The 13,151-nt window shown below is 69.9% G+C and carries 15 protein-coding genes; 4 read left to right on the top strand and 11 right to left on the bottom strand.

Translation table 11 applies throughout. From position 1 onward, the window contains the following. The first annotated feature begins 40 nt into the window (after positions 1-40). Positions 41-856 carry a helix-turn-helix transcriptional regulator gene (locus ABT130_RS03520; RefSeq protein ID WP_350952502.1) on the top strand — a complete coding sequence of 272 codons (816 nt, stop codon included), beginning with the start codon at positions 41-43 and terminating at the stop codon, positions 854-856. Between the two features lie 23 nt (positions 857-879). Here the strand turns inward: ABT130_RS03520 and ABT130_RS03515 are convergent, their stop codons facing one another. After that, positions 880-1,791, bottom strand: a complete 912-nt coding sequence (locus tag ABT130_RS03515) for a LysR family transcriptional regulator (protein ID WP_350952500.1) — start codon at positions 1,789-1,791, stop codon at positions 880-882. 168 nt (positions 1,792-1,959) lie between these two features. Between ABT130_RS03515 and ABT130_RS03510 the strand changes: the two genes are divergently transcribed. Further along, positions 1,960-2,559 carry a hypothetical protein gene (locus ABT130_RS03510; RefSeq protein ID WP_350952498.1) on the top strand — a complete coding sequence of 200 codons (600 nt, stop codon included), beginning with the start codon at positions 1,960-1,962 and terminating at the stop codon, positions 2,557-2,559. Then, complete coding sequence (locus ABT130_RS03505) at positions 2,556-3,329, top strand: SDR family NAD(P)-dependent oxidoreductase (RefSeq protein WP_350952496.1); 774 nt, start codon at positions 2,556-2,558, stop codon at positions 3,327-3,329. Before ABT130_RS03510 ends, ABT130_RS03505 begins: the two co-directional genes overlap by 4 nt. 676 nt (positions 3,330-4,005) lie before the next feature. On the opposite strand, the gene ABT130_RS03500 is transcribed toward ABT130_RS03505, so the two are convergent. The 10 genes from ABT130_RS03500 to ABT130_RS03455 all read right to left on the bottom strand — a co-directional run bounded on the left by ABT130_RS03500 (position 4,006) and on the right by ABT130_RS03455 (position 12,097). Further along, positions 4,006-4,128 carry a hypothetical protein gene (locus ABT130_RS03500; RefSeq protein ID WP_350952494.1) on the bottom strand — a complete coding sequence of 41 codons (123 nt, stop codon included), beginning with the start codon at positions 4,126-4,128 and terminating at the stop codon, positions 4,006-4,008. 65 nt (positions 4,129-4,193) lie between these two features. Further along, entirely contained in the window at positions 4,194-5,534 is a 1,341-nt protein-coding gene (locus tag ABT130_RS03495) for an alkaline phosphatase family protein (protein ID WP_350952493.1), read from the bottom strand. Then, complete coding sequence (gene eboE, locus ABT130_RS03490; protein ID WP_350952491.1) at positions 5,534-6,646, bottom strand: metabolite traffic protein EboE; 1,113 nt, start codon at positions 6,644-6,646, stop codon at positions 5,534-5,536. Before eboE ends, ABT130_RS03495 begins: the two co-directional genes overlap by 1 nt. Before the next feature lie 4 nt (positions 6,647-6,650). Continuing rightward, positions 6,651-7,520 (bottom strand): TatD family hydrolase, encoded by an 870-nt coding sequence (locus ABT130_RS03485; RefSeq protein ID WP_350952489.1) that lies wholly within the window; start codon positions 7,518-7,520, stop codon positions 6,651-6,653. After that, entirely contained in the window at positions 7,520-8,020 is a 501-nt protein-coding gene (locus ABT130_RS03480; RefSeq protein WP_350916628.1) for an EboA domain-containing protein, read from the bottom strand. Before ABT130_RS03480 ends, ABT130_RS03485 begins: the two co-directional genes overlap by 1 nt. Continuing rightward, complete coding sequence (locus ABT130_RS03475; protein ID WP_350952487.1) at positions 7,965-8,837, bottom strand: sugar phosphate isomerase/epimerase family protein; 873 nt, start codon at positions 8,835-8,837, stop codon at positions 7,965-7,967. The genes ABT130_RS03480 and ABT130_RS03475 overlap by 56 nt, the downstream gene beginning before the upstream one ends. Beyond that, positions 8,834-9,763, bottom strand: a complete 930-nt coding sequence (locus ABT130_RS03470; protein ID WP_350952485.1) for an SCO3242 family prenyltransferase — start codon at positions 9,761-9,763, stop codon at positions 8,834-8,836. Before ABT130_RS03470 ends, ABT130_RS03475 begins: the two co-directional genes overlap by 4 nt. Further along, a complete protein-coding gene (locus ABT130_RS03465; protein ID WP_350952483.1) occupies positions 9,760-10,899 on the bottom strand; it encodes an inositol-3-phosphate synthase in 1,140 nt (379 codons plus the stop codon). Before ABT130_RS03465 ends, ABT130_RS03470 begins: the two co-directional genes overlap by 4 nt. A 109-nt stretch (positions 10,900-11,008) precedes the next feature. Beyond that, the gene (locus ABT130_RS03460; protein ID WP_502992067.1) at positions 11,009-11,278 is read right to left on the bottom strand and encodes a hypothetical protein; all 270 of its coding nucleotides are present in this window, start codon (positions 11,276-11,278) and stop codon (positions 11,009-11,011) included. Between the two features lie 27 nt (positions 11,279-11,305). Then, on the bottom strand, positions 11,306-12,097 hold the full coding sequence (locus ABT130_RS03455) for a carboxypeptidase-like regulatory domain-containing protein (RefSeq protein WP_350952481.1): 792 nt from the start codon (positions 12,095-12,097) through the stop codon (positions 11,306-11,308). A 205-nt stretch (positions 12,098-12,302) separates the two neighbouring features. Here ABT130_RS03455 and ABT130_RS03450 point away from each other — a divergent pair, with 205 nt between their 5' ends. Then, a complete protein-coding gene (locus ABT130_RS03450) occupies positions 12,303-13,121 on the top strand; it encodes a DUF3050 domain-containing protein (RefSeq protein ID WP_350952479.1) in 819 nt (272 codons plus the stop codon). Positions 13,122-13,151: the final 30 nt, after the last annotated feature.

Genomic DNA, 13,151 nt, shown 5'->3' with positions numbered 1-13,151 from the left:
AACGACGTACGGCGGCCGGTCTCGACCGCTGGGAGGGTCCGTGGACGATGACGTCGAGGTGCGCACCGCGATCGACAAACTACTCCCGGAGCGGCTTCGGCGGCTCCAGCGGGTGACCGGCGTGCCTGTCGTCTTCGGCGGATACACCAGGCCCGCAGCCACCAAGCGGCAACTCGTCCTGAGCCGTCTCGTCGGCACCCTTGGCGACTCGCTCAGAGGTCTCGCCGTGGACACCGGCCGCGGCCTTGGCGGCTCCGTGCTGCACGAGGGATCCCCTCGCCGGGTCAACGACTACGCGACAACCACGACCATCACGCACGACTACGACCGCATCGTGGTGGAGGAGGAGCGCATCACCTCGGTCTTCGCCGTGCCGGTGGTCGTGCGCGGCGTCGTCCACAGCGTGATGTACGGCGCGGTGCGCGACCCCCAGCCGATCGGGGATCGGGCGCTGAACAGCGCCGGCGTGGTGGCGGCCCAGATGCAACAGGATGTCGAGGACCTGTTGCGACCTGGCGCCGAGGAGCCTCATCCCGGCTCCGCCCACGCCGCGATCGCCGAGCTGGCCGATGTCGTACGGAGCATCACCGACCCCGCTCTGCTCGCGCGACTGGCCCGGATCCACCGGGCCTTGGTCGGCCCCGGCGTGCGGGTGCCCGCCACCATCACGCTGGCCCAGCGCGAACGCGACGTGCTGAGCCTGGCCGCGGTGGGCGCCTCCAACGTGGAGATCGCCGCGCGACTGGGGCTGAGCCCGCAGACCGTCAAGGCCTACATGCGCACGGCCATGAGCAAGCTCGGCGTGCACAACCGCACCGCCGCCGTCCACGCGGCACGCCAGGCCGGCGCCCTCTAGGGGTAGCCGGCTTCGATCCCGGGTCAGGCCCACTCCGGGGTGACGGATTCGGTGCCAATCGCGTGTGCGGCTCGTCGTAGCGCCGTGACCAGGGCGGAATCATCGGACGAACGGGTACACAGGGACAGCGGGCAGGGTTCGACGTCCATGACCGGCACGAACACGACATCGGGATGCCAGCGGCTGTGACTGACGAAGCCTCCGGTGATCGAGATGGCGAGCCCTGCGGCGACAACCTCCAGCAACTCATCCATCGTGTGCACGGACGGCCCGTAACGGACAGGCACACCGCTCGGTCGCGGATCACACGCCCACCACTGCACCCACTGCTCGTCCGCCTCGTCGTCGGTGACGTGTGGTTCCCCATCCAGCTCGGCGAGCGAGACGGTCGCTCGGCCGGCCAGTCGGTGCGCCACCGGCAGCGCCACCACACGTGGCTCGTGAAGCACGACGTCGAACCGCAGGCCGGTCGTGTCCGCTATCGGCGGACGCACGAGGGCGGCGTCCACATGGCCTGAGCGAACCGCGGATGCCTGTTGTGGCCAGGGCAGTTCGACGAGCCGGATTGATGATGTCGGGATCCGTCTGTGCAACTCGTCGAGCAGCCGGCGGCTGTGCGGGCCGGCGGCGGCGGTCATGAACCCAAGCCGCAGGCAGCCGGTGAGGCCGCGCTGGTAGGCGGCAACGGCGGATACCGCACGGTCGGACGCGGCGAGCGCCTCACGCGCTTCGACGAGGAACCGTCTCCCCGCCTCGGTCGGGCGCAGCGGGTGCGCCGAGCGGTCGATCAACTCCACGCCAAGCGTGCGTTCCAGCTTCCGCACCTGCTGGCTCAGCGAGGGTGCGCTCACGTACAGCCGCTGGGCAGCCCGGCCGAAGTGGCCCTCGTCGACGACCGCGATGAGGTAACGCACGAGGTGCAGGTTGAGGTCCATGGTGACTCCTCCCAGCCGGGAGCATAATGCGGCCACCGTCCTGATCACAGCCCGTTGACCTGCGGTGTTAGCCGAATGGTTAATGGGTGTGTCGTTTTTATGTCCTGGACGACCCGGTAGCCGGCGGCGAACGTGGGAACCCCCGGACGGACTCTAGGAGGAAACCCCGTGAGCCGCTACGAACACGCGTTCACGCATATGTTCGCAAGCCTGGAAAAGCAGATCGACAACACCGACAACCCGCGTCACCGCGCCATCCTCAAGAACTACCGGCGACACGGCTTGCTCGAGGTCTCCGGCCGCTACCGTGAACTTCTCGCGCCCAGCATGACCGTCGAGCATCCGCATTACCGCCTTCACGAAGGCGGCACATCGGTGATTCTCGACGGCATGGCCCAGGTGATGGCCTTTTACGAGTCGCTGGTCAAAGCGAACGCGATCGTCATGTGGGTGAACAAGCAGGACATCGCCGTCAATGATCGAGGCTTCTCGGGCGAGGTCGAGTTCTCGCAGTTCGTGCCCGGCGCGATGCTCGGCGACAGCGTGTTCGGCTCGGTGCGGGCCGGCGACGATCCCACCGACATCTACCTGCTGAAGCGCACCCTGGCGTTCGCCTGGCCCTACGACGAACGCGGCCGGCTGATCGGCGAGCACGTCTATGAGGACACCGCCTCGCGCGAGATCACCAAACCCGACCCGGCGGACGTCATCATCGCGGAACGTGCGGCCGAGCTGCTCGCCCCCGAGATCGACAAGGAGCTCCCGTGAAGGTCGCGCTCGTCACCGGTGCCGCGGGCGGGCTGGGCGCCGCGGTAGCCGCTCGCCTCGCCGAGGACCATGCCGTACTCCTGACCGATGTGGACGCCGACCGGGTCGCCGCGGTCGCCGCGAAGCTCGTTTCGAGTGGCGCGACCGTCGCCCACACCAGGTGTGACGTGCGCGATCGAGAGTCCGTGCGGGCGGCGTTCACGACCGCCGAGGAGCGGCTCGGTGAGATCACGGCATTGGCCAACGTTGCCGGGATCGGACTGTTCGTCCCATTTCCTGAGCTGACGGACGAACAGTGGGACCGCACATTCGCGGTGAACACCCGAGGAACGTTCCTCAGCTGTCAGGAATTCCTGCGCCGCCGTGCCGGACGGCCCGGGGCGATAGTCAATGTCGCCTCGATCGCCGCTCGGCTCGGCATGGACATGCTCGCCGACTACGGTCCGTCGAAGGCTGCGGTGATCGAGCTGACCCATGCCGTGGCCAGGGTGGGGGCCGTCACTGGCGTACGGGCCAATGCCGTGATGCCGGGGCTGATCTGGACCGACATGTGGCGGAAGACCAGCGAGTGGCTTCTGGAGAGCGATCCGGCGTATGCCGGTTCGACGCCGGAGAAGATCTTCGCAGGGTTCGTCGATGCGCTGGTCCCGATGAAGCGGCCGCAAACTACGGACGACATCGCCGCGATCGTATCCTTCCTGATGAGCGAGCAGGCCGTGAACATCACCGGCCAGACCATCGCGGTCGACGGCGGCGTCGTGATGACCTGAGGTCTCCCGGCCTCGGGCTTCCGTACGCCCAGCAGGCACGGTCGGCCGATCGAGGGAACGCGTGTTCGGTCGACCGTGTGGTGATCAATCGGGGTTGTCCTCGTCAGGGTGGTGGCCCCGACATGAACCCATGTCCAAGAACCAGGGGAATGTCTCGCCCTGCGTCCTGATAGGTCGCCGTTGACCGGCAACGTAGTTGAACGGCAGGAAGTAGGAGGTTGTAGCGCTCGAAAATAGGATTCTCGTCGGTGACCTGCAGGTTCAGGCCGCCCGGTGGTACTGGTTGATCAGGCCATCGAGGATCGGTTGCCGCTGGATGGAGCGGAAGTCAGCCAGGTCAGTGATCGGCTGCGTGACTGTGCCGCCCAGCTCCATGGCCAGATTCCGGCAGCTGCGGCCGGCGCAGGTCCCGCTGGATCTGACGGGCCAGGACGTCGATCCGGCGTTGCCGTCCGGCCCTGCGCAGCGCTGCGGCGGTGCGGGCCCGCGGCAGGCGGGCGGCCTCCGTGGTCATGCCTTACCGGCCAGCCGGTTCGGGGGCTCTTGAGGCCGAGGTGCTCGCGCAGCGTCAAGAGGGTACGGTCGATCGCCTCCAGCACCCGATCCGTGCCGGTCCGCCCGGACAGGTCGAGTCCGAGTCGGCCCGAGAGCACCTCCGGCACGAACACGTTGGTGTTCAGCCGGTACCGGGGAGGGCGAACCGCTGGGCGAACGCGGACATCTCATCCCGCTGCCGTTCCGGTTCCGCCGCGGTGGGGCTGACCACGATGCGGCGGCGACGCTCATCCCGAACACGCACACCTCACCCATCCGGTGAAGTGCTGGCGCCGGAAGAGGCCGGCCTTCGCCCGCGCGTCGCCCTCGTCAGCGCGGGAGCCCGCCACCCCGGATGACCGCCGTCAGCAAACCCTTGACCTCGGTGGCGTCGTAGGCATCTCGATCAAAGGGGCCGAGTAGTACGGGTCCGTCGCTGGGATCGTCAGGGAGGCGACCGTGGCTTCCGCGCACCGGGGCCGGATCGAGCGGCACCACCGGCATCGTGTAGCGGAAGCCGAGCCGCTTGCGGGCCAGCGCCAGGCCCGCGCGGACTTTCACGAGCGGGTCGGCGGGATCCATGAACAGCTCGGCAGGGTCGTAGCCGGGTTTGCGGTGGATGTCCACGAGCCGGGCGAAGTCGGGCGCCCGGTCGTCGGAGAACCAGTAGTAGTAGGTGAACCACGCGTGCGGCTCGGCGACCGCGACGAGTTCGCCCGCGCGCTCGTGGTCAAGCCCGTATTTGGCCTTTCCCGCCTGGTCGAGGACCTCGTCCACGCCGGCCAGGTCGGCGATCACGTCGCGGGCCCGACGCAGGTCGGCGGGGTCGCGCACGTACACGTGGGCGATCTGGTGGTCGGCCACCGCGAAGGCGCGCGACGTCCACGGGTCGAGGTACTCCATTCCAGCCTGGGTGTGGACCTCAAGCAGCCCGGCCGAGCGCAGCGCCCGGTTGATGTCGACGGGCGTCGTGGCGTTGGTGATGCCGTACTCCGACAGCACCACTACGGTGGCGTCCTCGGCCAGGAGAGGAGCCAGGGCGGCGTCCACCGCCTGGGCCGCCCTGACAGCCTCCGGCCCGTCCGGGCCGTACCGCTGCAGGTCGTAGTCGAGGTGCGGGACGTAGACCATGAGCAGGTCGGGCCGCTCCTCGTGCAGGATGTGGCGGGCCGCGGCCACGATCCACCGGGAGGAGGCGATGCCGGCGTTCGGTCCCCAGTAGCTGAACAGGGGGAACGGGCCGAAGCGGCTTTCGAGGTCGTCATGCAGTGAGGGTGGCCGGGTGTAGCAGTCGGGTGACTTGCGGCCGTCGGCGTGATAGATCGGGCGTGGCGTGACGAGCAGGTCGCTGGCGGCTCCCATGGCGTACCACCAGCAGACGTTGGCGGTGCGCAGGCCGGGCACGGCGTCCCAGAGTTGGCCGCCCTGGATGAGCGCGTTGTGCTGGCGCCAGAGGAGCACCTCGCCGAGGTCTCTGAAGTACCAGCCGTTGCCGACGATGCCGTGGTCGCGCGGCATGGCGCCGGTCAGCAGGGTGGCCTGCATGGAGCAGGTGACGGCGGGCAGGACGGGCCGCAGCGCCGCGGCTGCGCCGACCTTCGCGACGCCCGGCATGTGGGCCAGCAGCCGTGGGGTCAGGCCCACCACGTTGATCACAACCAAGGGCGGCATCACAGCTCCTTGAGTCCGAGTATGGCCAGTTCCCGGCGCGTCCAGTCGAGTTCGGCGGCGATGCCCTCGGCGAGGTCCACCGGCGTTGCGGGCAGTACGTTCCAGGTGTAGGTCTCCACCTCGACGTGCCGGGTCAGGGGGGAGCCGCCGCCGAGCAGGGCGCGCAGCAGCTCCTTGAGGTAGGGCGCGGTGGTGGTGAGGGGCGGCGGCGGTGTGGTGTGCAGCGGCATGTGGAAGTGCACCCGCCAGGTCTCCTCGGTGGGCAGGGCGCCGGCCAGGGCCGCGTCCAGGTCGTCCACGGCTCCGGACACCGCGCGGGTCTGGTGGAGGAAGCGGTTCTCGTCGAACGCGGCCAGCGCCGCCTGGCTGCCCGGTGGCGACTCCAGCGCGCAGGACGCCTGGAATTTCACGATCGGAAGCCTCAGTTCTGCGGCGTTCGCGGCCGGTTCGAAGCCCACTGCCAGGTGGCAGGCGTCCAGGCAGACGCCGAGGTGGTCGCGGTCCACGTCTCGCAGCAGCCGCGCCGCCTGTGCGGTGGTCTCCACGACGCAGCCGGGTTCGGGTTCGAACCCCAGCCGGATCAGCTTTCCGGTACGGTCGGCGAGCACGCGCAGCCCCTCCGCTACGGCGTCCACGTTCGCCATGGCCGTCGCAGCGCTGTCCGCCGTCCACTCGGTGCGCCAGGTGAGGGGGAGGGTCGAGATCGTGCCCTCGGTGACGTCGTCCGGCAGCAGGCGGGCAAGGATCTCTGCCAGATCGAGCGTGTAACGCGCCCGCTCGCGCGATGTCCAGTCCGGGAAGTAGACCCGGTATTTCACGACCTCGTCGTGAAAGCCGCGATAGGGGAAGCCGTTGAGCGTCACCACCTCCAGCCCGAGGCGGCCGAGCAGGGCGCGGAGCCGTACGAGCTCGGCGGCGTCGGTGATCAGCGACCGCGCCGCCCCATGAGGCAGCCACAGCCCGATCCCGAGCCGATCGACGTCGAGCAGGTCCCGCACCCGCGCGGCGAAGCCGGTGAGTTGCGCGTGGATGCCGGGCAGGTCCTCGGCAGGGTGGACGTTGGTGCAGTAGGCGAGGTGGACGGTCGAGCCGTCGGGATGCCGGAAGCGCATGCGGTCAGCCCCGCCTGATCGTGTTGCCCGCGAAGTCCGGCTCGGCGGACGGGGCGTCGAGAGCGTGGTCGCCGGACGGCGCGCCGATATCGAGCCGTCCGCCCTGTCCGTAGAAGGTGACGGGGTTGCGCCACAGGACCTGGTCCACGTCGTCCGCGGTGAACCCGGCCGCGAGCATGGCGTCGGCGACCTCGCGGGTCTTCAGCGGGTCGCTGCGGCCCCAGTCGGCGGCCGAATTCACCAGCATCCGCGCCGTGCCGTACTCCCTGAGGATCGCCACCATCCGGTGCGGGTCCATCTTGGTGTCGGGATAGATCGAGAATCCCATCCAGCAACCCGACTCCGCGACCAGGCCCACAGTCGGCTCGTTGAGGTGGTCGACGAGCACCCGCTCTGGCGCCGTCCCCGAGGCGCGGACGACGTCGAGCGTGCGCCGGGTGCCCGCTACCTTGTCGCGGTGCGGCGTGTGCACCAGGACGGGCAGGTCGCTGCCGGCCGCCATCGCGAGCTGGGCCTCGAAAGCGTGCTCCTCGGCCGGGGTCATCGAGTCGTAGCCGATCTCGCCGACCGCGACCACGGAGTCCTTGAGCAGATAGTGCGGAAGTTCGGCGAGCACGTCCGTGCACCGCGGGTCGTTCGCCTCCTTGGGGTTGAGCGCGAGCGCGCAGTGGTGCCGGATGCCGTACTGCGCGGCACGGTACGGTTCCCAGCCGAGGAGCCCGTCGAAGTAGTCGAGGAAGCTGCCGACGTTGGTGCGCGGCTGCCCCAGCCAAAAGGCGGGCTCGACCACCGCCCGCACCCCTGCGGCGCGCATCCGCTCGTAGTCGTCGGTGGTCCGGGACGTCATGTGAATGTGGGGGTCGAAGATTCGCATCAGAGCCTCTCCAGCACATCTCGGGGAACCGGTCGGCCCGCGGCCCGCCGCTCGGCGGCGTGATCGGCGAGCATTCTGGCGAGCTCGGTGTCGAAGCGGCGGTCGAGCCCCGCGACGGACGCGAGCGGGATCGACAGGAAGACGCACTTGAGCACGCCGTGACGGAAGGCGTGGTCGTCCAGCCATCGTGAGCCATAGGGGCCGAGCGCGGCGGCGACCAGCCTGGCGTCGTTGGTGCGCAGCGCGTCCTCGACCAGCGGAACGGCGGCCGCGCCGACCGCGAGCTCGGGCAGGGCGTCCAGGATCGCCAGCCGCTCGCCGGTGTCGCCGCGCCGGTAGAGCTCGCCGATCACGGCCGGGTTCCCGCGCAGCGCGGTCAGCAGCGCGTGTCGCGCGCCGGGTCCGCCGCGCCGCCCGGCCTGCGGGAACAGCAGCCGCGCCGACTCAGGGGCGGCCTTCACCTGCTGTACAGCCTGCGCCGTCCACTCCTGCTCGCTCATACGCCCTCCTCAGGAAGTCGATGGACCTGCGGGCCACCTCGGGGGCGGCGTGACCGTGCCGGGCGAGTTCGACCGCGACCAGGCCCCGGTAGCCGTCGAGCGCGGCGAGCACCGGCGGGAAGTCGATCTCACCCGCGCCGAACTCCAGGTGCTCGTGGACGCCCCGGCGCATGTCTTCGATCTGCACGTGCGCGAGGTACGGCAGTGCCCGCCGCACGCACTCGGGGACGTCATACGGTTCGAGGCACCGGCAGTGGCCGATGTCCAGGGTGAGCCCGAGACGGTGATGGCCGCCGAGCAGGCGGCGCAGCCGCTCGTACCCGGCGAGGTCCGCCACGAGCATCCCCGGCTCCGGCTCGAACCCCAGCGTGACCCCGACACGGTCGGCCTCGTCGAGAAGCCGTTCGCACCAGCGGACCAGTCGCGCCCATGCCTCTGCTTCGGGGACCTCGGCGGGTCGCACGCCGCTCCACAGATGTACCACGGGAGCTCCCAGGTCGGCGGCGATCCGCAGTGCCCTGCTCAGGAGATCGGCCCGCTGTGCCGCGCCGGCGTCGTCGTCCAGCAACGTCGGGTGGTGTTTGCGCCACGGATCCAGCGTGTAGCGCCCGCCGGTCTCGACGACCGCGCCGAGGCCGAGCGCACCGAGTCGCTTGGCGATCAGCGCCACCTCGTGCGCCGATCCGGCGGCGTAGGGGTCGAGATGGCCGTGGTCAAGGGTGATCGCCGCCCCGTTGTAACCGAGGTCGGCCAGGATCGCGAGTGCCTCGGGAAGCCGGTGGTCGGAGAAGCCGTTCGTGCAGTAGGCCCAGTTCACGACGTCGCCATCCGGGCCGAGAGCCACTGGCCTGCGGGCATCGCCGCCAGCAGCGCGCAGGCCTGCGCGAGCCGGCCCCGTCCCGCGACGCCCGCCGCCTGGAGCGGGATCAGGCCGAGGATGCCGAGCCGTACGGCGTGCCGTACCTGGTCGGGGTCCGGACTGGCCCGCAGCCCGGCCTGCGCACCGGCGGTCACGGCGGCATAGCCCACGAGCAGCGCGACCGCGGCGGCCCGGTCAAGCGGTGCCGGAGCGTCGGCGCGGTGCGACGCGGGCACCGGGAAAGTGGCGTTCCCGGGACACGGCCCGTTCGGCGGTGTCGGGTGACGGCCCCCTCCCAGGCAGCTCAGGGCAGCCAGCCCGGCCGCGGCCGCGCTCGCCGCCAGCGCACCGTTGATCGTTCCTCGGTGTGCCCCCTTCACCTCCGCGCGGCCCAACAGGCTGATCCCATAGGTGTGCGCGCCGATCGCCAGGGCCATCAGCCCACCGGTCCCGGCGCGCTCGCCCGTGCCGAGCAGCACGTCGAGCGCCCGGCAGGCGGCCATGGCCGCGGGTCCCGCGGCCGTCCGCTTGAGCCCGAGGTCGTACGCCCACACGGCGCCCGCGAGCAGCCCGGCGCGGGCCAGCCCGCGACGCCCGTCCGCGAGCGCCGCCGTGAGCAGGCCGGCACCGGTCAGTGTCACGGCGATGCCGAGCGCGCGGCCGGGGGTGATCCGCCCTGAGGGGATGGGGCGTTCCGGTCGCTCGACGGCGTCGATCTTCCGGTCGGCCCAGTCGTTGAGCGCCATGCCCGACAAGTAGAGGAACAAGGAGGCGACGGCCGGTCCGGGGGTGGCGGGTCGTCCTGCCGCCGCCGCACCGGCCATGGTGTCGCCGGGTACGGAAAGCGCGGCGGGTGCTCTGACCAGTTCGAGCAGCGCCCTCACGACAGTTCCTCGGCGAAGGCGCGCAGCCGAGCGTACTGCTCGGCGAGCCCGTGCTCATCCGTCGCCAGGGGATCCTTGAAGAAGTAACCGAGTTCGGGGAGCACACCGTGCCGGCCCTTCTCATGCGCCCGGGCGACCAGCCGGGCGAGATCGAGGACGAGGGGCGCGGCCAGCGCGGAGTCACAGCCCTGCCAGGTGAACTGGAAGGTCATCCGCACGCCGAGGAAACCCTCGAACGTGACGTGGTCCCAGGCGGTCTTCCACTCACCGAGGTCGGGGACGTAGTCGATGTGCGTCTGGCCGTCGATTCCCGCCCCGAGCACGCCGGTGACGGCCCGGTTCTTCGACATCTGCTTGCTCGCCCTGGCGTCCGGATTGGCGAGGGTGGCGCCGTCCCCTCCGCCGAGCAGGTTCAGGCCCGACCAGGAGCGCACCTGCAGCGCCCGGCCCGCGAACATGGGCGCCAGCGCGCTCTTGACCAGGGTCTCCCCGGTCTTGCCGTCCTGCCCCGCGTACGGCACGGCCTTCAAGGCGGACAGCTCCGCCAGCGCGGGCAGGGTCGGCCCGGTGGACGGGGTGAACTCGACATAGGCGCAGCCCGCGTGGAAGGCGGCGTATGCGTAGAGCGAGCTGGGAGGCAGGACCTCCGCCCCGCCCGCCAGCGCCTCCTCCAGGTCGGCCAGCCGCTCGAACTCGGGGCGCCACACGGCGGGGGGCTCGGTCGACGACACGTTGACCACGACGACGCGGTCCGCCCCGTGTCTCTCGCGGAACTCGACGAGATCGCGGATCAGGCGGGCGGCGGCCGCGCTCTGCGGAGCGTCGCCGGACGCGTGCCCCGGCCGGATCTCGGCCTCTGCGGCGGCCAGATCCCCGGCGAGCAAGGCGGGCAGATGCGCCGGGATCACGCCTGCTTCGCTCAGCTGCTCGGCTCGTTTGCGCAGGGAGATCTCCGCCGTGTCGTGGCCGCCGAAGACCAGGTCGGCGAACGACGGAAGCGTGCCGGGGAAGCCGGGGATGTCGGTGACGCAGCCGCGAGGAGGGGAGATCCCCGCCTTGAAGGCGGCGGCACCGACTATCGCGGTGGTCGCCACCGATCCTCGAGCACCGACCAGCCATACGCCGAACATGGGCATTGCGACCTCCGAACAGTGGCGACTTTGGTCAGATACCCCCCATGTTTTGCGATGTTAAAGGCTTGTTTCGTCGGTGGTCAATAATCAATATGTCGATTGTCGACATAAGTTAGGCGGGGTTGGACCGGTCGACGGCCTCGGGAGCCAAGACGTGTTTGATGACCCCCGCACGGTCGCCGAGTTCGCTGGCGCGGATGCCGAGTCGTTGGGTGGCCAGGGGCAGCGAGCGAGCGTAAACCACCTCGCGAACGCTCGCCAGGAGATGCTCGCCCGCCTCGGCCAGATCACCGCCGATCATGACGACCGTGGGATTGAAGAAGTTGACGATCGAGGTCGGCACGCCGCCGACCTCTCTGCCGCCCTGCTGGACGAGATGAATCGCCGGCCGCGAGATGGAGGGATCGGCCTAGGGCTTGAGGTCGAGTTGGATGCGGTGGACGGTGGTCAGGAGGCGCTCGAAGTCGGCGACGACCGCCTCGCCGTACTCGCCGGTGTCGCGGATCCGGATCTTCAGGGGTCGCCCGAGGTGCTCGGCGGTGATCCGGTAACGGCCGATGGGCACGTCCAGAACCCCCGAGCCGTCGCCGCCGCGCTCGGCCCGGCGGGTGATGACCTCACCGGCCGAGCCGTCGATCAGCGGTCCCTGCGGGGTCAGGGTGAGCGTGACGTCCTCGTCCTGCAGGAAGGTCTCCGGGCTCTGTGGGTCGTAGGACTCCAGATGGAAGAGGACCATGCTGCCGTAGAAGCCCAGCCCGTCGGACCGCTCGCCGGTGAGCCGCCAGGTGAAGTCGCGGATCGCACCGTCCGAACCGGCGAAGGGGGTGTCATCGTGGGGGGTCAGCTCCATCGTGTAGGCACGGCCCTCGAAGCGGCGGGTCACGGTGCCGGTCACCCGGAACGTGGCCGCGGCGACGTCGGTGCTCACCCGGTAGCGGCCGTCCTTGTCCGTCGTCACGACCAGGTTGCTGTTGTACAGAAGCTGGTTGTCGGCGACGATCTCCGCGCCCGCGACGGGCCTGCCCGCCGCGTCGACGACCCGCCCCTTGAGCACCCCGGCCTCCGACTGCCCCGCTCCGGCCTGCCGCTCCGCGACGCTCTCCCGCCCGGCATCGACCGTACCCGTCATCCGCTCCCCGCCTTCGATCGCGCAGCCGCTCAGGGCCGCGATGAGAACACCCGCGACGATCACTGCTCGCACGCCGGTCACGCTAGGCGAACGATCTTGCAATCGACTTGGAAGGGGCAGCCTGCCGACGGATCCCCGGTGGATGCTTCGTCTCGTGTTTTCGCCTGCGCACACGGAGAGAGCTGGCACGATACGAGAAACGGCTCGCCAAGGCGGATCTCCTGGAGCACGACAGGCCGACGTCGTGGGATTACGACGTCTACTAAGGAGTCAGAAGATGTCGGAATCACGCTACAGCTGGAACGTCTCTCACCCAGGTCTCCACGAGCTGCAAAGGACCATCGAACCGATCCGGGAGAAGATCCTCGCCCACGACGTCTACAACTCGCTGAACGAGCTCGACGACGTGGTCGTCTTCATGGAGCACCACGTCTTCGCGGTCTGGGACTTCATGTCGCTGCTGAAGAACCTGCAGGGGCGGCTCACCTGCGTGCGGGTCCCCTGGATCCCGCAGGGCCCCCGGACGAGCCGGCGCCTGATCAACGAGATCGTGCTCGTGGAGGAGAGCGACGAGCTCGGGGAAGGCCACATCAGCCACTTCGAGCTGTACGTCGAGGGGATGCGGCAGGCAGGTGCCGACGTGCGGCCCATCGAGTCGTTCATCAGCCATCTGAGAGAGGGTGGAACGGTCCAGAAGGGACTGGAGCTCCCCGGTGTGCCACCGGCGGCCGCCGACTTCGTCAGGACCACCTGGAAGATCATCGAGTCCGCTCCCCTGCACGCCCAGGCGGCGACCTTCGCGTTCGGCAGGGAGGACCTCATCCCGGAGATGTTCGACCGCGTGTTGCGGACGGACCGGCACGCGGAGGCCCTGGAGAAGTTCCGCGACTACCTCTCTCGCCACATCGAGGTCGACGGCGAGCAGCACACGCCGATGGCCATGCAGATGCTGGTCGATCTCTGCGGGGACGACCGGCGGAAGTGGAACGACTGCGCGGCCACGCTGCGGACGGCGCTGGAGGCGCGCCACGCCCTGTGGGACGGCATAGCGGGACGTACCTCCCCGTCCGGTACCGCTGCCGCGAAGACCGCCTGATCGCCGGAGTCCGGGCCGAGGGGACCGCGA

This window comes from Streptosporangium sp. NPDC001681 (assembly GCF_040298085.1).
GTDB lineage: Bacteria > Actinomycetota > Actinomycetes > Streptosporangiales > Streptosporangiaceae > Streptosporangium.
The sequence above is the reverse complement of the archived record's forward strand: the minus strand, read 5'-3'. Positions and strand labels throughout refer to the sequence as shown.